This window comes from Pseudomonas alloputida, assembly GCF_021283545.2.
In the GTDB taxonomy this organism is placed as follows: Bacteria; Pseudomonadota; Gammaproteobacteria; order Pseudomonadales; family Pseudomonadaceae; genus Aquipseudomonas; species Aquipseudomonas alloputida.
The window spans coordinates 4,737,458-4,757,746 of sequence record NZ_CP128540.1 but is presented as its reverse complement, the minus strand read 5'-3'; the positions used below and the strand labels follow the sequence as shown (position 1 = coordinate 4,757,746).

Sequence of the window (20,289 nt, the reverse complement as noted above, 5' to 3'; positions counted from 1 at the left end):
CACGCAGTAAACGCGCTTATCCGGCTACGGGCACAGCCTGGCGACGCTGGCGCAGATAGCGTTGAGCCGGGCGTTCCAGCCAGCGGTGGGTCAACAGGCTTAGCGGGATAAGGATGGAAAAGAACAGCAGCATGACCCATCCCTGGTAGAACACCGTACGTGGCAAGGCCAGCGCGTCGAAGCCTATGGCGAAGAGGATCTGCAGCGGGAAGTGGGTGAGGTAGGATGCGTAGCTGATGTCCCCGAGCCAACCCCAGTGCCGTGCCAGCCCATGCCAGCGGAAGCCCAGGGCAGCCAGCGCCGCCACTAGTAGCGGGCAGCACACGTACAGCAGCACGGTACCGTTCAGCGCGTCAGCCCTGTGAACCAACCAAACCCAGCTTGCAATACACAGCGGCACAGTGGCCACGACAGTGCCGGTATCACCTGCCCACCGCCTTAGCTGATTGAGCACGCTATAGGTGACGCCGCCAATGAAGAAGCACAGCACGCCACTGCCCAGCTTGTACACCTCAGGGTACAGGTAGCTGCCCAGCGCCAGGGCCATAACGGTCAAGGGCCATTTCCAGCGGCGGCAAAGACAGATCAGGAAAAATGCCGCATACAGCAATACTTCCACCGACACAGACCAGAACGGGGCATTGAACGACCAGCCTTTTTCCAGCCCCCAGGCAGGTACCATCAACAGGTTCAGGAGTGCGTGATACGCGTCGTTGAATGGGTAGACGAAGTAGCCGTCGCGGCCACCCGAATACGCCCATTGCAGCCCGGCAACGGCCATAAAGGTAACGATGTGTAGGGGGTATAAACGGCTGAAGCGGTCCCATGCGAAGCGCGCGGCAGGTAGCGAGCGGTCGGCCACCTCGGCGGCGAACAGCCAGTAGAACACAAAGCCGGACAAGGTAAAGAACAGTTGCACCGCCATACCGCCATGCTGATACAACATCTTGAACTGGCTGAACAACGGCTGCAGGGTCGGGTCAAATTGTGCGGGTGTACTGCCCACATAGAAAAAGTGCTGCCAGTGCCAGAACACGACGCACAAGGCGGCAAAGCCGCGCAGGACATCGAGGGTGTAAAGCCTGTTGCTGGTAGATGGGGGCATGGGGTGCTGATTACCTGAGTCGCTGGGCCTTCAAGCCCGTGGAGTGCTTGAAGCGCCGATAACAGGCTGTTGAGCGCCCTGTTCACTTACTTGGCCTTTTTTACGCCGGCAGCCTCTTGCTCCGCTGAAAGGGGCGGCATTGTAGCCAGAATCCCCCTTCAGGAAAAGCAGATGGCGGCCATGCCATATCCGTCGGCCTGCATGGCACCGGAGCCATCGCTGTAACAGGTCGCTCAGCACATCATGCCTAGCTCGGCATCATCCATCAGCGCTTGAGCCAACGCGCATACACAGTGTGAAGCCCAGATCAGTTGCGGTTTGTTTTCCATCAATCCGTCCAGGGTCATGTCCCGTGTGTAGCCATCAGCTCTGAGACCTGTTCCCGAGAGCTCTGGCATGGGATGCCGGCTTCGATGCGGAAGAGGGGGCGACTGGTTTTGCCGACAGTGAATTAGGTTTCCTACCGTAGACATTGTTCAATTTCCCGAAATCGCTGCAGCCTGGGTAGGGGGCACCCCGGCCATCCCCCACGTCAGTTGCACAAGCGCCAACGTGCAAAGATCGCAGCCTGAAAGGCGAGGCTGGTTTGCCTGCGATAGACCCAACCCGGGCGACACAATCAGTTAAGCCTCAATGAGACGTTTTTGGCTAAGAGGGCATATGTAACTGCAGCAGCTGCGGCCCAAAGCAAGGGCAGCAGCGTCTCCTGTTCATACATGGACGTCATCATCACAATCGACGCTGGGGCCTTGGGCTGCAGCAACATCGCTTGATGCACGGGGATAGCGGCGCATAGCGCGTAAATTGTGGCTGGACCAATATCTTCAAGACAAATGGTGCTGAGAGGTGGATCAGGAGCTATTTTCAACATGGTTACACTCCAGCAATGGTTGAGCTGCTATCCACCTCGCTGTCAAACGGGAGGGTGGCAGTTGTACTTGGGTTGACAGACCGAGATTGTTGGCACTCGGCACACATGAGGGGGCCCGCACGTACAGCCGCCATAAGCGTAAGCACACGGACAACAATTGACGGCCTGCCAAAACCGGTCACTGATTTGGCAGCGACGGGTCGAGACTAAGTCTCACGTTTAACGTGTGCAATGGAAAACAGGCGCAGGGGTATCTTTGGGAAATGGCCTACAAGGAAGGGGCAAATTCTGATTATTTGCCAGGCCATGCAGCGGTTGCTTCTTAGTGGCGTGTGAAAAACGCCACTATCGGCAAGACCCGGTATGGCATGTGTTCAGAGACAAGGCTGCGCTACCGCAGCCCTTCTCCGCTAAAACCGTTAGTCGAACAGTTCGGCGTCAGCCAATGCGACCCCAAGCTGGTCCTTGCCAGACAAGCTTGGTACGGAGTCGATGGGCCATTCGATACCCACTGCCGGATCATTCCAGGCAATGCAGCGCTCGCACTGCGGCGAGTAGAAGTCGGTGGTCTTGTAGAGGAACTCTGCGGTTTCACTCAACGTGACGAACCCGTGTGCGAACCCTGGCGGGATCCACAGCTGGTTCTTGTTCTCGGCCGACAACACCGCACCTACCCATTTACCGAAGGTTGTGGACGAGCGACGGATATCCACCGCAACATCGAAGACTTCGCCTTGCACCACACGCACCAGCTTGCCCTGGGCGTGAGGTGCCAGCTGATAGTGCAGGCCACGGAGCACGCCTTTTACCGAGCGCGAGTGGTTGTCTTGTACGAAGTCGGGCTGCAGGCCGGTCACTTCGCTGAAAACACGGGCGTTGAAGCTCTCGTAGAAGAAACCACGTTCGTCGCCAAAAACCTTGGGGGTAAACAGCACGACTTCGGGGATATCCAGCGGAATGGCTTGCATCAGAACACCTTCTCTTTCAGCAAGTTCTGCAGATACTTGCCATAACCGTTTTTCAGCAGTGGTTGAGCCAGGCACTCGAGTTGCTCAGCGTTGATCCAGCCAGCGCGGTAGCAAATTTCCTCAGGGCAGGCGACTTTCAAGCCCTGACGGCGCTCCATGGTTGCGATGTACTGGCTAGCCTCCAGCAGACTGTCGTGCGTGCCGGTGTCGAGCCACGCATAGCCACGGCCCATGATTTCGACCTGCAACTGCTGCTGCTGCAAGTAAAGGTTGTTGAGGTCGGTGATTTCCAGCTCGCCACGTGGGGAAGGCTTCAGCTCGCGAGCCAGATTGACTACCTGATTGTCATAGAAATACAGGCCGGTGACCGCATAGCTAGACTTTGGAACTGCCGGTTTTTCTTCCAGCGACAATACGCGACCGCTATCGTCAAACTCCGCTACGCCATAGCGTTCTGGGTCATGAACATGATAAGCGAATACTGAAGCACCGGATTCACGTTTATCTGCGTTCAATAGCAGTGCCTGGAAGTCATGGCCGTAGAAAATATTGTCACCGAGAACCAACGCAGAAGGGTCGTTACCGATGAAGTCAGCGCCGATGGTGAACGCTTGCGCCAAGCCATCCGGGCTTGGTTGTATTGCGTATGACAGGTTCAGGCCCCACTGGCTGCCATCGCCCAGCAGCTGTTCGAAGCGCGGGGTGTCCTGCGGGGTGGAAATGATCAGGATGTCCCGGATACCAGCGAGCAGCAGGGTGCTCAGCGGGTAGTAGATCATCGGTTTGTCATACACCGGCAGCAGCTGCTTCGAAACCGAAAGTGTGGCCGGATGCAGGCGTGTACCCGAACCGCCGGCCAGAATAATTCCTTTACGAGCCATGAGAGTCCCTATTACTGGATTTCGTCCAGCATACGTTGCACGCCTTGCTCCCAAAGCGGCATTTTGAAATTGAACGTGTTTTCCAGTTTGCCCAGTGCCAGGCGCGAGTTGCGCGGACGTGGTGCAGGTACTGGATAAGCTTCGGTGCTGATTGCGGCAACCTTATCAGCTGTCACTTTCAGCGCTACGCCAGTGCGTTGAGCATGCGCCAGCACGAACTGAGCAAAACCATGCCAAGAGGTTTCACCGGACGCAGCCAAGTGGTAAATCCCTGCCAGGTGACGGTTGTCTTGCCCATTGAAGATTTGCCGCAGGATGTGTGCAGTAACGTCGGCGATCAGGTCAGCGCCCGTGGGTGCGCCAAATTGGTCTGCTACCACGCTCAACGTCTCACGCTCCGCCGCCAGGCGCAGCATGGTCTTGGCAAAATTGTGCCCGCGCGCAGCATACACCCAGCTGGTGCGCAGTACCACGGCCTTGGCGCCGCTGGCGAGAATGGCATGCTCGCCTTCCAGCTTGGTCCGGCCGTAGACCGAAAGGGGGCCGGTAGGCGCAGTTTCCTCCCAGCGCTGACTGCCGCTGCCGTCAAATACATAATCGGTGGAATAGTGAATCAACCAGGCGCCCAAAGCTGCTGTTTCACGTGCTAATACAGCAGGAGCCGCGGCATTGATCATTGCAGCCAGTGCCTGATCGCTCTCAGCTTTATCCACTGCAGTGTAGGCAGCAGCGTTGACGATCACGTCCGGCGCCAGCTGACGAATCGTAGCGGCCAAGCCGTCCAGGTTGGACAAGTCGCCACATAAGCCCTCGGCCCCCTGACGATCCAGCGCAATGACCTCACCCAGCGGCGCCAAGGCGCGCTGTAGCTCCCAGCCTACTTGCCCGTTTTTCCCCAACAGCAGGATTTTCACGCTTTATTTGCCCCGTATTGTTGTGCCACCCAGTCACGGTAGCTGCCGTCCATGACACCTTTTACCCATTTCTGGTTGGCCAAGTACCAAGCGACTGTCTTTCGAATGCCCGTCTCGAAGGTTTCGGCAGGTTTCCAGCCGAGCTCCCGCTCGATCTTGCGTGCATCGATGGCATAACGGCGGTCATGGCCTGGGCGGTCGGTTACGTAGGCGATGAGTTCTGCATACTGTTCGACAGGCTCGCCGGTCTTCTGATTGATTACCTGGCGCGATGCCGCAGGTGCCATCTCGTCGAGAAGGCTGCAGAGTGTACGCACAATGTCAATGTTGGCTTTTTCATTCCAGCCGCCAATATTGTACGTCTCGCCGAACGCACCGGCTTCCAGTACGCGACGGATGCCCGAGCAGTGATCTTCGACATACAGCCAGTCGCGGATTTGCTGGCCGTCGCCATAGACAGGCAGCGCCTTACCGGCGAGTGCGTTGACGATCATCAGCGGGATCAGTTTTTCCGGGAAGTGGAGCGGCCCGTAATTGTTGGAGCAGTTGGTAGTGAGTACCGGCATGCCGTAGGTATGGAAATACGAGCGTACCAGATGGTCGCTGGCTGCCTTGCTGGCGGAGTATGGGCTGTTCGGCGCGTACGGCGTGGTTTCGGTGAACGCCGGGTCGTTTGGCCCTAGTGTGCCGTAGACTTCGTCGGTAGAGACATGGAGGAAACGGAAGGCCTCCTTCTCTGCACCTTCCAAACTATTCCAATGCGCCCGGGCGGCTTCAAGCAAGCGAAACGTGCCCATCACGTTGGTTTCGACAAACGCTTCGGGGCCGGTGATTGAGCGGTCTACATGGGATTCCGCCGCGAAGTGAACCACGGCGCGCGGGCGGTGCTCTGCGAACAGCTTGGTCAGAAGCGCAGCATCGCAAATATTGCCTTGCACAAAGCGATGCTGAGGGTTGCCTTCCAGCGGCTGCAGGTTGGCCAGGTTGCCTGCGTAGGTCAGGGCGTCGAGGTTGAGGACGGGTTCCTCATTGTGCGCACACCATTGCAGTACGAAATTTGAGCCGATGAAGCCGGCTCCGCCTGTTACTAGAATCATAATTTGGCTCTAATTGGACAAAAGGTGTTGTCGTAGACAGATGACGCTGAGAAACTTCGCCCCGGCAACGCAAGGCGAGCTGCTAGCGCTGCCGGAATTAGACCACCCTGATGTCGAAAAATACACTGCTGGGTGCCGGTACTGACCGTGCCGATCTGCTCACGCTGGAAGAGGAGGAGCCGTTGCAGCGGTGGAAGGTGACCTCATGGTTGCCTAGACACAACAGGGAGTCGTCAGGTGTCCATGCAAGAAACAGTTGTTTGAGCGATGCAACTCACGGAGACAAATCTGGGTGCTGACAAGTCTAGAGGGCCTTAAGCTACCGCTATCCTGGGACTCTAGTTCGCTGGGCATGGCAGCGCGGGGTGCGCATCTGGAAGTCGGGTTCGTTTCCGGGGGTTGGAAAGTGTCATTTTTATTTGTCAGTATTCCTGAAATAGGAATTAGAGTGATGGCAGTTCTTGCATTCATGTTGAACAACCCAACAAAAATTATAATAGCCTCGGGGCTCGGCAGGTTAGACGTCATTCTTCATGTTTCAGCGGTCTGGCGCTCTTGAATATTCATAGGAAAGTGAAAAATGTCTGTTAAGGAAGGCTTGTCGAGCGTAGATGTGCAGCCGAGCATGCATGTTAAGGGAAATTCAGTGCCCGTCCCCCAGAAAAAGACTGGCTCAAGGCGATTTGTGCTGGATCTGGCTTATTATCGGAATCGATACCCAGACCTATCTTCGCTCACGGACGATGCGCTCGAACAGCATTGGCATGCGTTCGGTCATCAAGAAGGCCGTTATGCCTCGGCTTCGCACGAAAGTGGTGATGCGGAGCTTATCGCTGAAGCAGTTCTCAATGCGGCCGACAGCGCCGTTATGGTCAAGCCGGATGTTGCGAAAGTTGACCTGGATTTTTACCTGACCTTTTACCCTGACCTCAAAGCCGGCGGCGTTGAAACTCAAGCTATTGCGGAAGCACATTTCCAACGCTTCGGACGGGCGGAGGGGCGACTTCCTACTCTCGATGCCTGGGCTAAGAAGCACGAGCTTCCACTAGAGCTGTTACCGAACGGGTTCAGCCTTTCAGCAGCCATTGACCGGAGTGCCAAGCGCGGCCTTGAGGTTGAGCCACAGCGGGTCATGGGTATATTCCTGGGGCAGGATGTTATCCCTATTGATCTCGCTGAGACGCCCCAGAAAAGCCAGTTAGTGTTCTCTAAACTGGGTATGCATTACTTGTCCCGGCACAAGGTCCAGGAGGGCAGAATCCTGCTTGAAGCGGCTTTGAGCATCGCGCCGAGTGCTGAGGTATTCAACCGGCTAGGCGGTAGCTACATGGAGGATGGTCACTTCAGTATTGCCTTGCAGTACTTCAATGCTGCCGCGCAATTGCCGAATCCGCCGGTTTGGACTGCCTTCAACCAAGCGCACTGCTTGGCTAAGCTGCATCAGCTAGATGAAGCCATTCGGGTGCTTTCTGCAGGTATTGCTACCAACCCGAATCACCGTCCCCAGCAAGACGAACTCGAGCGTTTGGCCGAGCAGAAATGGCGTGATTTACACGCAAAGCTCATGACCCGAGTGGATATGCTGGACCGGGAGAGCCTGATCAATGAGGCGTACGCTTACGCGGTTGACTTGTATCGAGCGTACCTTCCTGTTTATGGTGATCTGTCGGAAGGCGCTGCACATGATTTGCCAGCACTGCCGCCCTTGGGCAATTTGAATACCGATCGTGTCTTAATTGTTGGTGACTTCCATATAGCCCAGTGCGTGCGCTACCGTATCGAGCAGAAGATCGAACAGCTGGAAGCAGTTGGCAAGCAAGTTACTGCCATAAGCTGGACTGAGCTGGACAAGAACCAAAATGCATTAGCACTGCACGATGTGGTGATCTTCTATCGAGTTCCAGCTGTAGTTCAAGTAATCAAGGCGATCGCTCAAGTCAACGCAACGGGTAAGCTCAGCCTGTACGAAATTGATGATCTGCTATTTGTTCCCGAGTACCCGCCGTCGATCGATAGCTATGGTGGCTATGTTTCACTGGCAACACACCGTGAACTCACGCGCGGCATGGCTTTGTTCAATGCCGCTGCGCGACTTTGCCGTCAGGGGATCGCATCTACTGAGCCGCTGCGTTTGGAACTTGCCAAGCTGGTGAGAGAAAAACAGTGCTGGTTGCATCGTAACGGCCTGGACAGATTGAATCAGATTCGCACGAACGACAAATCGCACAAGAAGACCATCGATATCTTCTATGGCAGCGGTACTCAAGCACACAACACCGACTTTATCGAACAGGCGCTGCCTGCGATTGAGCGTGTGCTTAACGAGACCCCTCAGGCTCGTTTGGTCGTTGTTGGTTACCTGCGATTGCCAGTGTCATTTACCGCAAAATACGCTCAGCAGTTTACCCAGTTGCCGGCCATGGACAGTGTGCAAGGTTATTGGTCGCTGCTTGAGCAAGCGGATATCAATATTGCGGTGTTGCACGATGACAAAGTCAATGCCTGTAAAAGCGAGCTGAAATGGTTTGAAGCAGGCTGCTTCGGTATCCCATCGGTTTTGAGCAGCACAGCCAATTACCGTGACGTTGTCAAAGATGGAGAAGATGGTTTCCTGGCCACTACTGAAGAAGAATGGTATCGGGCTTTAAAAAAACTCGCTGATAGCCAAGCCTTACGGCAACAGGTAGGCCAGGCCGCTCAGAAGCGGGCCCAGGACGATTACAGCCTGCAGGCGCTTGGAAGTAAACTGGCAGCTACGCTCGACGATTTCGTAAGGGGCATTCAGAAAGCCAAGCCGAGGAAGAAAATTGCGTTGGTCAACGTATTTTTCCCACCGCAGGCGATTGGTGGTGCAACGCGTGTCGTGGCTGATAACTTCTCAGAGTTCAGAAGCGCTTACGCCGAGGACCTCGATGTCTGTGTCTTCACTGCTGATGTTGAGTGCAGAGCCGCTCATCAGATGACTGTCTACACCTATGAGGGCTGCCGGGTCTACAGGTCTACAACCCTGTGGCGTGAGCACATGGATTGGCATCCTAAAGACCCAGAGATGTATCGCCTGTTCCAAGAGTTCCTGGAGCTGGAAAAACCCGATTTGATCCACTTCCATTGCGTCCAGCGTTTGACAGCTTCGATTGTGGAAGCGGCACGAGATGCCAAAATTCCTTACATGGTCACTATTCACGATGCCTGGTGGATCTCGGATTTCCAGTTCTTGGTCGACCATAACTCAAAAGTTTATCCTGACGGGCATCCTGACCCTTACGAGCTCATAGAAATGCCAACGAATATGACGTTGGCAGACTCCATCGAGCGACGCCGCGATCTGAAAGACCTCCTGCATAGTGCTTCGAGGGTGCTGACGGTGTCCAACGCGTTCGCAGAAATTTATCGTCGAAACGGTATCCCGCAGATAGAAGTTGTAGCTAATGGCGTCTCCAGTGATATTCCGTGGACGCAGAAAGATACCTCTTACACCAAACGGGTTGTATGCGGGCATATCGGCGGAATGTCGGAGCACAAGGGGTATTATCTGCTTAAGGAAGCAGTGCTTCAGAGTCAGCCTGAGAACCTTGAGTTTTTGATTGTTGACCATTCCAAGGAAGAGGGGTATGAACATCATTCTCAGTGGGGGAAAGTGCCAGTGACCTTTATCGGTCGCGTAAGCCAGAAAGGAATCGTAGACCTTTATGGGAAAATTGATGTCCTCTTTGCCCCATCGATGTGGCCGGAAAGCTTCGGCCTTGTAACGCGTGAAGCGGTTGCTAGCGGATGCTGGGCGGTCGCCAGTAGCATGGGCGGCATAGGCGAGGACATTGTTCCAAATAAGAATGGTTATGTCATTGAGCCTAGTACGGAAGCCTTAGTATTAACGTTAAAGCATATCAGTAGCTCAATTGCCCAACACAAGGCGGCATCCGACACAGAGGTAAGGAGAACCTCAGCGAGCCAAGCTATGGAGCTCAAGAAGCTCTACATGACCTTGAAAGATGGCGATGCAGTAGGAAGGAAGCTTATAAAATGAAAGTTACAAATATAGGGCTGTCCTCAGTCGTGATTGAATTTGCGAGCGTCAATGCTTCCAAATTTATAAATCTTAGCCAGGCGCAGCGTGAGGTGCCATTCAAATGGGTGAACGCTGGCGATCCTCAGCAGGTAGCCATTGAGGTCAATATCAGAGATTTTTCGGTCTATGAAAGTTTGCTACTGACTTCTGACGAGCATGAGTTGGAGCTAGCCGGAGCCTTCGAAAAATTTAGGCTGGATGAAAAAAAGCTCGCTGATGAGTTCTATGTTACAGGCGCCATAATCAATGCTGCTACTCGTGGCATGGAAAATAACGAATTATTTTTCGTTGCATTCAATGCCCTGGAAATTATGCCTGTGAACAATCATTTTTACGGCGCATTAATTACTTTGATTTCCTATAAGTATCTAGAGGCCCCGGAGTATCGGGGTTGGGTGATTGGTGTTCTATTGGAGTCAAAAACAAAGTTTGACGAGGCCGTAGAATATTGTACCCCTAATACTGCGCGCTGGGGTATTTCCTCTGCGACAGCATTTGCCCTGGTGCTTCTCCTTAATGACCGTATTGAAGATGCTGAGGGGGTAATCGATTCGGCGCTGCGCAGATATGAACCCAATCTAAACCAGCTCAGCTATTGGAATTATTGTCAGTGCTTGATTCTAAAAGCGGCAATACTTGCCTTTGCTGGTAGGAATAAAGAGTCAGGTTGGAAGTTTCTTGCTGCGTTTGATTTTTCGAGAAAAGCTATAAACGATATATTCCATTCTCGGAATGATTGGGTTCTGGGGCAGATATCGGACTGCCATGCACTCCTGAATCTCGGGGAGTTAGCGATGAAATGTGCTGCTAAAAGTTTAGGCAGGATACCTTCCGAGTCCCGGTATGCTGATATCAAGTACAGTGGAAAAATAAGCTTTGCGCCCGTATTTTCAAGGTTTCAAAGTTCGCGGTCGAAATTTAAAAGTGAGTTTTTTGACGTGACTGAAATGACGCTTAATGCTTAATAAGATATTTATAGTCTACCTCCCCTTGACATGCCCCGAAAATGAAATAGCTTATTGCAGATTTGCAATAAGCTATTTCTAAATTTGTTAGCTGAGGCGATCGGTTTTTTGGATGTGAAACCGCTCGCCTCAGGCTTTGTGATGTGTATTTATGATAGTGTTGATCTAAGCTTGCAATACGGATTGGTTTTAATGGTGCCATCTTTTTTGATTAAGGACATTGATAGATAAAGTACTTGTGCGAGTCCGATAAGGTTGTAAATGTCGCCAACTATTTCTTCGTCTTCAGTGTGGTTGATCATTACGAAGCATAGTGTTGGTTTTTCTTGTTTCAATGCTTTGTAAAAGTAGGTCTTGCCGTCTTTTTTTATGATGAGTAATTTATTTTGATATGGCGCTTTGTCGAAGAAGGTAAGGCTGGCTTCGTTCGGTTTGGAATCTTCTTCTTTTGCGAAATAGATTAGCGTTTCGTGATATTTATGTGATGAAAAAAGAGCCTCATCAGCTTCCCTGACATGAAAGCCGCCGACTTTTGTTATATCAAGAATTCCTCGTCTTAGGTAATCCTTGATGAGTCTGAATGTGTTAGTGGTTCCCGATACGACAAAGCTGTCGTTTTTGAAATAATCAAATATTTTAAAAAACGATTTTTTTGCCTTCAGAGCCAACGTTAGTGCTTGCGGGGAAGGCAACCCTTCGTGGATTTTTTTGAGGAAGTAATAACCAAAAATTGAAGGATGATTACTTGAGTCAATAAACAAGAAGTTAAGATCGTAATTAAGTATGTCAGAAAGTTTTATGCTGTTTCTGAATCTGCTTTCAATTGCGGGTAAATTCCAAATGGGATGTTGGTATGTGCTGTTCTTGAAATATTTATCCTCGTTGATGTTTTTGTATTCTCTGATCAATAGGCACCAGAAAACTAGTCTTATATCATCTCTTTGAAGGATTTCTAAGCTTTCAATAGACTTATCATACATAAGCTTGTCTATTTCTGGGTTTATAAATTCTTTCTTTACAATGAAGGCGTCGTTCTCATTATGTGTCAGATGATAAGTGTTGCCGAATCTAAAGTCACCTACCATGATGAATGGATTATTTGTTCTTGAACAGCTCTTGATGCTCTCATGCCATATCGGGAGCCCACCGACCCCATGAAACTCACTATCGATTTCAAAAAAATCTCTCAGCCTTTTCCAGCGTACTACGTGCGAGGGGCCAATAATCATGTTAGTATCCGACCATAAAATGTAAATATAATAATGCTAAGTAGGCATAGATGATTTATCAGGGTTTGATCTAGTTTGCTAAACTCTGGTTTTAACCTATGGCTGAAGCTGAATTTTAAGATAAATTTTTCGGTTGGGGCGCTGAAGTGGGAATAAAATTTACAAAGCGCAGAGGGTGCATTATATTCCCCGTAGGGCAGTGCCTGGAGTGGCGCTGCCCAATTGCAAAATAATTTAATGCGTTATCTATTCGGGATGAGTGCAAGTTTCGAGTAGAGATGAAATATTGCCTAGAGCATATATATTATTCTCATTGCACCATTGCTGCCAGTTCTTAACTTCGGACCAGTCACTCAAAAAAAGGAAATCCAAATTCGATTCGCTAGCTGCCTTGAAGTCATATTTACTGTCGCCGATGAAGAGCGCAGGAGGTGCGATATTTGAGCTGCGTAGCTCGCGAGCAATAATTTCCTCTTTAGCATCTGGGCTTCCGAATATGCCGCCATCAAAAATCTCAGCAAGCTTTCGCTGTGCAAAAACCTCACGGAGTTCGGTCTGGTCACCGCCAGAAACGATCAACCAGCGAGTATTCGGAGTTTTTGCTCGAAGCTCCCGTATGCCACTCGCTATATCGCAGCTGAGCAGGCCGCTGCTAACGTTTTCAGCATAGCGGTCTAGAAGGTGCTCTAATGAAGGTCCTTCAGCGTGTTGGGCGACTATGTGTTCTAAGAAATATGAAAACTTTTTATAGCGTGAAATCCCGCCATTAGCAACGTGATGATCAGCGAGAGCTTGGGCGGCCATTTCGCCGTAAGGCAGCGCTGCTTCGTAGAAGGCTTGGGTTTTCACCTTATTCGAATCTAGCAGCACACCGTCGCAGTCAAAAACCAGGGTGGCGTAGTCGCCTAGATTCGATTTAATATTCTTCATAGGGTAACCAAACCTTTTTCTAGCAGGCATTCAGCGATTGTGAAGTCTTCCGGCCAGTCAATGTCATGGCTGATCAGTTTGCCCAGTGGATGAAGGTAGGGTTTACGACCAATTCGGTCATCTAACTCCCTGTAAATAGTTGCATGAGCAAGAAATACACCACTGTTTACTTCATGTACTGGGGTGAGAGTTTGCGTTCTCGGCCATTTCTCTAGGTTTCTGTCATAGTTCATGGCTTCGCCATTTTGCCAGAGGAAGCCGTGTAGCAAATTTGTGGTCATCAAGGAGTCGTACCCGTCCAGTACTTTCTCATTGTGAAGCTTTATGATTTCGTTGTAATGACTGGCGCTGAGGAATGGCGAAGTAACGTGGGTCCACAAGATATTACCTTCGCCTATCAACTCAAGCGCATGCGCCACCAACTGGTCAGTGCTGGTCTGGCTGGAAGATAGGTCTTCTCGTCGCTTATGAAGTTTGATTTTATTATTTTGAAGCGATGAGGCGTAGTCAAGGATGCTTTCGTCGTTAGTGCTCAGTACGATGGAATCAACAGCGTCTGCTTGAAGCAGTTGCTTCAACTTGATTTCAATCAAGCCGAATTCGTGGCCGCCAAATGGTTTTATATTTTTATTCGGAATGCGTTCGCTGCCTTTTCGGCAGGGCAGAAAACACGTCGTTTTTTCATATTTCATTTCAGTGGCCCATAAACGCTTTGGCAGCTAATGTCATATCGAGTTGGCGTCAGGCAGAGCAACGGCGTGCTGGACTGGGTGTCTTGATACTGCCTGAAAAGCTTGTTGGTATCAGCATTTCGAGGGTCTTCGCCAGGATACCCATCGAAGCCAGCCATGAGAATGCGTTTAGCTTTGCCAGAGCTGGCGGCAGCCATGGCGTACGCTACCACTAGCGAGGTCGGGATAGTGCAATGGGTGTCCTCGAACGTGAATTTATCGGGCTGAACATTCAGGCCGAAATCAAGGACGTTTTTATTGGCGAGCGCACCCTGCACATCCATCGGCAGCATGGAGTAGGGCGTAATCAAAGGCTGAGGCAGCTCGATATGCGCCTCGCAATCGGCCAGAAGGCGGACGGGATGGCAAGCTACCCTGACATCAATCAATTCAGCAGCAATTGAGCTCTGCGTGTTCAGAGCCATCACAACCGGTTTATGCTGGCGAATGAAGTGTTCCAATGCTTGCCGGTGCGCCGCTACGCCAGGACCAGTACCTAGAAGCAATACATCTTGGCCGGCAAGAAGATCCTGCGGTGCCCACTGACCTGTGGGCGCGCCACGGTAAAAGTGTCGGGCGGCATCAAGCGTATGTACGCTGAACTTCTTGCCGCCTTCATTGCGAAGGTATTCAATGACCGCAAGAATATCTTCTTCGCCGAAGCGGGAGTCACCCAGCATTTCTTGAATATAGGTTGGGTGGATACCATATTTGCCAGCGAGGTAGTAATACGGGTTGGTCCCCCAGCCATACTTAACTTGCATGGGTTTGAAGTGCTCACGAAGAAGCGTCATCAAAGGTATCAGATTCGCTGGTTTCCGAGTGCGTGCAGCAATCTCGATAGCCAGCTCTTCGGTGCGGGCGTTGCCGGGCCCTCGGCCCATACCAGTGACTGTAGAGTCGACCCAGGTAACGCCTTCATCCATCGCGCGCAAGGTATTGGAAAGCGCCAAGCCGAGATTGTCATGGGTGTGGATCCCCAAGGCACCCTGCCACTCACTACGCAGCCACTGGATGATCTGTGCCGCATCATCAGGGGACATGCTCCCCATGCTGTCAGCAAAATACAGCACATCCAGCGGGTAGTTGTTTGCAAGTTTAGCCAGCGCTTTGATTTCGCTTTCTGAGCAGTTCGCGATCTGCATCAGGTTGAAGCCGACATCGTAGCCACGTTCTTTGAGCCAGCTCGCCGCAGGGAGTGCTTCTGCAAACTCATGAACGTGGCAAGCAATACGCACCAGGTCAACCGGCGATTCACTCGCGGGGCTGGGGAACAGTAGCTGCAGTGCCTGCTGTCCCGCGTTTTTTCCGACCAGTTCACTGCCGTTAACCATCACTCCGATCGTCATGGAAGGGGGCAGATCCAGGGTGCTCAGGAAGGCATCAGTGGTATAAGCGCAGGCGCCGCTAAAACTGCTGTTTTTTAACGAACGAAGGCCCAACTCAATCGTTTGAATGCCAGCAGCTTGCATGGCGGTTATATACTGTGCAATCAGCGCTTCGGAGAAGTTCCAGTTATTGTAATAACCACCATCTCGAAGTGTGCAGTCCAGATGCTTCATGTCAATGTGTCCCTGTATTGATGGGTGATTGTATTGGCGCTTCAGGAAGGATCAGCCAAGTAGATATGACCATGAGTCTCACTGGATGCCAATTTTCTGGGGGCGCAATATTCTGGTTCTGGCGGCAGTGACAAGCCCCCGTACGGACCGGTCAGATAGTCCAGGCTTAATGCGGGATGGTAGTACGGATCCCTGTAGCTGACTGACCATCGTTCTGTAAACAACTGCTGCTCTCGCTGGGCGCGTGCCATTTTCTCTGGCGAGATATCTTTGCCTCGGCTGGCGGATTCGGCATGGATCAATTGCGCGAAGGCGGTCCAGACATTACGTAGGCCAAGTTCATGAATGCGCAAGCATAAATCGACATCGTTGAAGGCCACAGGAAACGCTCGTTCATCCAAGCCCTGAATCGAGTCGAACAACGACTTGCGTAGCAGCAGGCACGCCGCCGTTACCGCGCTCTGCCTCCTGGTAACCTGGTTCATCCCCAGGTACCCGGCATCTCGTTGCTCCAAGGTGTTGCCAGCATGGGCCGCGAGGCCATTGACGCCAACAACTACGCCACCATGCTGGACCATCCTGTTGGGCCACAGCAACTTGGCACCCACTGCGCCGATTCCGGGGCGCAGTGCCTGCGAAACCATTTCTTTAAGCCAGCCGCTTTCGATGATTTCGATATCGTTGTTGACTAGGCCGATCAGCTCTCCCGTGGCAGCGCTCGCCGCGCGATTGTTGATCGTGGAGTAGTTGAAGGGGTGTGGGTGCGCAAGAATCTTAACGCCGCGCTGCTTGAGTTCGGCTAGGTAGGCCAATGTCTGCGGGTCAGTCGACTGGTTGTCGACAACAATGATCTCCAGGTCAGGATAATCCGTGTTGTTCAACAGGCCTTCGATGCAGGCGTGCAGCAGCTTGTACTGGTCACGTGTGGGTACGATCAGGCTGACACGTGGCAGTTGCTCGGGGAGCGGCCAGTGAGCCCTGAGCAGAGCAGGGTAATCTGGTACGGCACTGACGTGCGCACCTGGGGCCAGGCCTTGGCATAACCACGCCACGGCGTCCTTGCGTTGCTTTGAGGGAGCTGCTTGCTCCGGGCTTGTACAGGTATCGCTAGAGCGATGGTAGAGAACCCGAGGCAGGTGCGTTACAGACCTGCCGTTTAGCTCCGTCGCTAGTGCTATACCGGCGATTAGATCGTGGCGGTTAATGGCAGACTGCTTTTTGCCTGCTTTGAGCAATGCCAAAGCCTCTTTGACAATGGCGGCAGAGAAAATTGCGCCAGTAGAGAAAATGTCTGCGCCAATGAACAGGTCAATGTCCCAAACCGGCTTGAACCATGGCTGGCTACGTTGGCCTTGTGGCCCGTCGCGGTCACAGTCGGCATAAGCCCAAGCGCAACCTTCCTCCAGCAAATTGCGAAGCTGCGCCATGGCTCGGGGCGCCAGTTTGTCACCTGCAGCGATCTGGATAATGCTGTCGCAGCCGGCTGCCAGCAGTTGTTCAACTGCGGGGAGAAGGTCGGCCGGGGCAGCCTTCGCCAGTTGATGGACACTTTCAGCGTCATCGCCCAGGCTATCGAGGCTGATTTTTTCGAGAGTGGCGTCACCTTCACTTAGCAGTAACAGGCCGGGTCTGAACCTGGATGGGATGGCAGCGATAGGCTCACGCTTCTGGAAGGCGTCATACCATCGTGGATAGTGCTGCCATCCTGCGCTTTTTGGTAAGCGCGATGATTGTTCCTTCGCAACTTCTGCCACAAGGGCCTGCATTGCAGCATCGGGTTTCAGTTCAAGCTGATGCAACAAGCCTTCCAGGCCCTCCGGGCGGCAGCGCAAACGAATAGGGCTTCCCGGCAGCGACTGTCCAAGGTCATTGGTTACTTCAATGACATGCAACTTGCCATCTGCCAGTTCCCACGGCAGGTCTATCGCGAAACCGTGATCACTTGTGGCCCGGTACGCGAGTGCCTGGTGGTGGGTATTGCAAGTGACCTGGGCAACAACCCGGCTACCTTCGCGTAGCGTAACTACAACATGGCGATGCGGCGCCTGTGGATCCCAAGACCAGCCGCCGACGCGCAACCCACCCGTATGCCATACCTGTGAAGCTACGGCAGCAGTTTCTTGTGGAGGCTGGGAAGGGAGTTCAATCTCACCTTCGAGGTGGATGCCTGTATTAGCAATTTGAGCGGTTATTCGGTTGGCATCCGCCAGCAGGCTCTGGCGCAGTTGCACGGTAAAGCCATGGAAGTGATCGCCGTGTGGAGCATTGGGCTCATGTTGGTCTGCCCTGGCCAATGCGACACTGGCCCCGTCAACGAAAACTTCGATGACAGGGCGCTGATCTGGCTGCGTGATATCGATAGCCCACCCCTGCAGAACATCCCCGTAAAGTCCGTTGATGCAGCCACGAAAAGAGGAGAGCGCTACAGGTTTCTGACCCGCCGGCCGCTCGTTGAGGACGTTCTGTGTCATCAGGCTTGGCTCAGTGAAAATGGTAATTGGGTTACACAGGTCGCCCCTGCTTCAGTGCCTAGGGAATGGCAACGCGTATACAACGGCAAATCCAACTGGCTGGCAAGTTCCGGGGCAAGCCATTTTTCGCCAGGAGAAGCGGCAAGACTGACCACTGCATCACATCCGGTCGCCTTGGCAATTTCCGGCAAGCTGAAACCGGTTACCTGGGGTAGTGCCTGAACCGCACCGGTTGCAGATAAGGTTTTTAGCCACGGTGTGTCTTGTTTAACCAGCAGCGTAAGCGGTAACCGCTCTCGAGTGATGCGTCTGCCAAGGCGAACCCAGGTCTGGATGATGTCTGTATCATCCAGGGCGTCGCCGATCAGCAGTATGTTGGGTTGGCTGGTTGCAGGAGTGGGCAGTTCGGCGCATGGTTGAATAACGAGGTTGGCTTGCGGGAACGCCTCGGCGAATGCGCTATGCCAGGACTGCCACGGTAAAACCACGCTTTCTGCCCGGTTGGCCAAGCGCTGCCAATCGTAGGTAGCGTCCAGGCCTTGCAGATGGCCGTCACGGTGTACGATTGTGTAAGGAATGTTCAGCAGTGAAGGCAGATCGCAGAGCTTGGAGGGGCACTGGACCTGGTGTTCGAGCACGACGCCTTTCAGTGGCAGCGTTGCTAGGTTCTGGACCAGCTCGGAGAATTCTCCAGGCATCTCGTAGTCAAGCTCCAAAGGCAAGGGGGCAAGCGGGGCTTTCAGCGTGACCCAAGTGCGATGGCTATCCCGGTGCCAGACAAGAGAGAGGGTAGAATCAGCCCCTGTGCCGTCATGAATGTGTAGCGTATTACCTGCCTCCATCGGCCATTGCGAGGCTTTTTGTTCATCGCTCTGTTGTGCGAAGCGGGCCAGTCGGGCGCGCTGTAGCGCGTCCCGGGCAGCTTTGATCGGGTCCCGCAGGCAAAACGCACTATAGCGTGCCGAAGCGCCTGGATAGCGGCGGCGCAAGATAGCGTTGTTGTGTGCGACGCGCAGTGTTTTTTCCGCCCCGAAAGAAATCCCGCCTTGATGCGCCACGAATACATTAGGCGCGCCCATGTGGCGCCAGCCAAAGCTGCGCGCACGCAGGCACCAGTCGGTTTCTTCGCCATAACCTCTGGCCAGGTAAACTTCATCCAGGTAGCCGACCTGGTTGAGCGCTGCACGCTTTATATACAGACAGAAGCCGCAGCCAGTCTCGATCTCGACGGGAGAGATGTTGGCATGTTTGGCCAGTTCATCCAGCGCTGCCTGCTCACGAGCATTGGGCATGGCATGGCTGACTTGGCTTTGTGGGAAACTCATCAGCTCGCCATTGTTTGTGAATGGCGTGACAGAGGCGATATCTGCGCTGCTGTGAGCGATGTTGCGCAAGCGGTCGAGCCAGTTGCCTTGTACCCGTGTGTCGGCATTCAGCCATACCACATCCCTGCCAGGGCTCAGTGCCATCGCACGGTTCATGGTACGGATGAAGCCCATGTTTACGGCGTTATTCACCAGCGTGATCTTGCCTTTACCGGCTAGCATTTTCAGCGCTTTCGCCAGAGCCGGCACGGGGGTGGCGTCTTCGATCACGACCAGGCGATGAGGAGTGCGGTTAAGTTTGCGAGCCTCGAGTGCGCTGTTGATGCATTCAAGTGTTTCGTGCAGCCCGTTGTAAACCGGTATCAAAACATCCACGTGCTTTTGTTCAACCTGTGTGCCTTGTTCAATAGGTGGCACAAATGAAGGCATGGCAAAAACCGGGCTGCCTACCAGGTGGGTGTTGTCGGCGAAGCGGATATGCACCTGCGCCTTGGGGTTTGGCACACTTACACGCAAGCCGCCATGAGTGGTGCAAAGGCCGGCAGCGCTGAGTAAGGGGTGGGGTATGCTGGCGACGGCGTCAACGTTCACGCTGTCAGCCTCGATCTTCAAGGACGCAGGAGCCTGCAGGTTGCCAAGGTCAATGGCCCATCCCTGGATCTCTCTGTGTGTCTCCAGGTACCGCACCACACCTATCCTACGAGGGGCGTCGGCCTGCGCCGCGAGCAGCTTGATCACTTGGGCTAATTCTTTGGGCGCATTGATCTCAGGCAAGTGGGCAAGAATCATGCTGCGCAGTGTGGCGGGGGGCTCGGACTGGCTACGTGCCTGCCAAAGCAGCATACGCAAGGAGGCGTCATCGGGTAGTTTCTGCCATGCCTGCGTGAGGTATCGGGTGGCGAGCACTGCAAGCCCTTGTGCCAGCAAGGCGCGACCTACCAGTGCCTGGACATCAGCACGGTCCGGTAACAATTGGGCTGCGTTGATAAAGAATAAAAATGCCAGCTTAGGATTGTGCGCTAATGCCGCCATGCCTTTCCATACCAGTGCCTCTGGCCGGTGCTCGGCAGTTTGCATGGCGCGCTCAAGTACGCTGGCGGCATAGCCTTCATTGGAGAGGCGATGACGATGGAAAATGTCCATGAGCGTTTCTCGCCCATGGTCGAGTTGTCTG

The 20,289-nt window shown here is 53.2% G+C and carries 14 protein-coding genes and 1 pseudogene; 2 read left to right on the top strand and 13 right to left on the bottom strand.

The window, feature by feature from the left end:
- Nucleotides 1-16 precede the first annotated feature (16 nt).
- The 7 genes and pseudogenes from LU682_RS21980 to rfbB form a co-directional block, all read right to left on the bottom strand.
- Nucleotides 17-1,105 (bottom strand): acyltransferase family protein, encoded by a 1,089-nt coding sequence (locus tag LU682_RS21980; protein WP_232914916.1) that lies wholly within the window; start codon nucleotides 1,103-1,105, stop codon nucleotides 17-19.
- 233 nt (nucleotides 1,106-1,338) lie between these two features.
- Nucleotides 1,339-1,520, bottom strand: a pseudogene (locus LU682_RS21975) (DUF3077 domain-containing protein).
- Nucleotides 1,521-1,724: 204 nt separating this feature from the next.
- The gene (locus tag LU682_RS21970; protein ID WP_370688775.1) at nucleotides 1,725-1,976 is read right to left on the bottom strand and encodes a hypothetical protein; all 252 of its coding nucleotides are present in this window, start codon (nucleotides 1,974-1,976) and stop codon (nucleotides 1,725-1,727) included.
- A gap of 419 nt (nucleotides 1,977-2,395) precedes the next feature.
- Nucleotides 2,396-2,944, bottom strand: coding sequence for a dTDP-4-dehydrorhamnose 3,5-epimerase (gene rfbC, locus LU682_RS21965; protein ID WP_010952819.1), 549 nt, complete (start codon nucleotides 2,942-2,944; stop codon nucleotides 2,396-2,398).
- On the bottom strand, nucleotides 2,944-3,825 hold the full coding sequence (gene rfbA / locus LU682_RS21960) for a glucose-1-phosphate thymidylyltransferase RfbA (RefSeq protein WP_010952820.1): 882 nt from the start codon (nucleotides 3,823-3,825) through the stop codon (nucleotides 2,944-2,946). Before rfbA ends, rfbC begins: the two co-directional genes overlap by 1 nt.
- 11 nt (nucleotides 3,826-3,836) lie before the next feature.
- Nucleotides 3,837-4,739 carry a dTDP-4-dehydrorhamnose reductase gene (rfbD, locus tag LU682_RS21955; RefSeq protein WP_010952821.1) on the bottom strand — a complete coding sequence of 301 codons (903 nt, stop codon included), beginning with the start codon at nucleotides 4,737-4,739 and terminating at the stop codon, nucleotides 3,837-3,839.
- A complete protein-coding gene (gene rfbB / locus LU682_RS21950) occupies nucleotides 4,736-5,836 on the bottom strand; it encodes a dTDP-glucose 4,6-dehydratase (protein WP_010952822.1) in 1,101 nt (366 codons plus the stop codon). Before rfbB ends, rfbD begins: the two co-directional genes overlap by 4 nt.
- A 580-nt stretch (nucleotides 5,837-6,416) precedes the next feature.
- Between rfbB and LU682_RS21945 the strand changes: the two genes are divergently transcribed.
- Nucleotides 6,417-9,860, top strand: coding sequence for a glycosyltransferase (locus tag LU682_RS21945; RefSeq protein ID WP_060488975.1), 3,444 nt, complete (start codon nucleotides 6,417-6,419; stop codon nucleotides 9,858-9,860).
- The gene (locus LU682_RS21940; protein WP_010952824.1) at nucleotides 9,857-10,867 is read left to right on the top strand and encodes a hypothetical protein; all 1,011 of its coding nucleotides are present in this window, start codon (nucleotides 9,857-9,859) and stop codon (nucleotides 10,865-10,867) included. Before LU682_RS21945 ends, LU682_RS21940 begins: the two co-directional genes overlap by 4 nt.
- Before the next feature lie 149 nt (nucleotides 10,868-11,016).
- Here the strand turns inward: LU682_RS21940 and LU682_RS21935 are convergent, their stop codons facing one another.
- The 6 genes from LU682_RS21935 to LU682_RS21910 form a co-directional block, all read right to left on the bottom strand.
- A complete protein-coding gene (locus LU682_RS21935) occupies nucleotides 11,017-12,096 on the bottom strand; it encodes a hypothetical protein (RefSeq protein WP_010952825.1) in 1,080 nt (359 codons plus the stop codon).
- 246 nt (nucleotides 12,097-12,342) lie between these two features.
- Complete coding sequence (locus LU682_RS21930) at nucleotides 12,343-13,026, bottom strand: HAD family hydrolase (RefSeq protein WP_010952826.1); 684 nt, start codon at nucleotides 13,024-13,026, stop codon at nucleotides 12,343-12,345.
- The gene (locus tag LU682_RS21925; RefSeq protein ID WP_010952827.1) at nucleotides 13,023-13,718 is read right to left on the bottom strand and encodes an acylneuraminate cytidylyltransferase family protein; all 696 of its coding nucleotides are present in this window, start codon (nucleotides 13,716-13,718) and stop codon (nucleotides 13,023-13,025) included. Before LU682_RS21925 ends, LU682_RS21930 begins: the two co-directional genes overlap by 4 nt.
- Nucleotides 13,715-15,319, bottom strand: coding sequence for an aldolase catalytic domain-containing protein (locus LU682_RS21920; protein WP_010952828.1), 1,605 nt, complete (start codon nucleotides 15,317-15,319; stop codon nucleotides 13,715-13,717). Before LU682_RS21920 ends, LU682_RS21925 begins: the two co-directional genes overlap by 4 nt.
- Nucleotides 15,320-15,360: 41 nt before the next feature.
- Nucleotides 15,361-17,790, bottom strand: coding sequence for a glycosyltransferase family 2 protein (locus tag LU682_RS21915; protein WP_010952829.1), 2,430 nt, complete (start codon nucleotides 17,788-17,790; stop codon nucleotides 15,361-15,363).
- Complete coding sequence (locus tag LU682_RS21910) at nucleotides 17,790-20,258, bottom strand: glycosyltransferase family 2 protein (RefSeq protein ID WP_049587268.1); 2,469 nt, start codon at nucleotides 20,256-20,258, stop codon at nucleotides 17,790-17,792. The genes LU682_RS21915 and LU682_RS21910 overlap by 1 nt, the downstream gene beginning before the upstream one ends.
- Nucleotides 20,259-20,289: the final 31 nt, after the last annotated feature.

Bases quoted from the DNA above. Each gene is read 5' to 3' on its own strand.
- LU682_RS21980 (WP_232914916.1), bottom strand. From the start codon at position 1,105: ATGCCCCCATCTACCAGCAACAGGCTTTACACCCTCGATGTCCTGCGC.
- LU682_RS21970 (WP_370688775.1), bottom strand. From the start codon at position 1,976: ATGTTGAAAATAGCTCCTGATCCACCTCTCAGCACCATTTGTCTTGAA.
- rfbC (WP_010952819.1), bottom strand. From the start codon at position 2,944: ATGCAAGCCATTCCGCTGGATATCCCCGAAGTCGTGCTGTTTACCCCC.
- rfbA (WP_010952820.1), bottom strand. From the start codon at position 3,825: ATGGCTCGTAAAGGAATTATTCTGGCCGGCGGTTCGGGTACACGCCTG.
- rfbB (WP_010952822.1), bottom strand. From the start codon at position 5,836: ATGATTCTAGTAACAGGCGGAGCCGGCTTCATCGGCTCAAATTTCGTA.
- LU682_RS21945 (WP_060488975.1), top strand. From the start codon at position 6,417: ATGTCTGTTAAGGAAGGCTTGTCGAGCGTAGATGTGCAGCCGAGCATG.
- LU682_RS21940 (WP_010952824.1), top strand. From the start codon at position 9,857: ATGAAAGTTACAAATATAGGGCTGTCCTCAGTCGTGATTGAATTTGCG.
- LU682_RS21935 (WP_010952825.1), bottom strand. From the start codon at position 12,096: ATGATTATTGGCCCCTCGCACGTAGTACGCTGGAAAAGGCTGAGAGAT.
- LU682_RS21930 (WP_010952826.1), bottom strand. From the start codon at position 13,026: ATGAAGAATATTAAATCGAATCTAGGCGACTACGCCACCCTGGTTTTT.
- LU682_RS21925 (WP_010952827.1), bottom strand. From the start codon at position 13,718: ATGAAATATGAAAAAACGACGTGTTTTCTGCCCTGCCGAAAAGGCAGC.
- LU682_RS21920 (WP_010952828.1), bottom strand. From the start codon at position 15,319: ATGAAGCATCTGGACTGCACACTTCGAGATGGTGGTTATTACAATAAC.
- LU682_RS21915 (WP_010952829.1), bottom strand. From the start codon at position 17,790: ATGACACAGAACGTCCTCAACGAGCGGCCGGCGGGTCAGAAACCTGTA.
- LU682_RS21910 (WP_049587268.1), bottom strand. From the start codon at position 20,258: ATGGACATTTTCCATCGTCATCGCCTCTCCAATGAAGGCTATGCCGCC.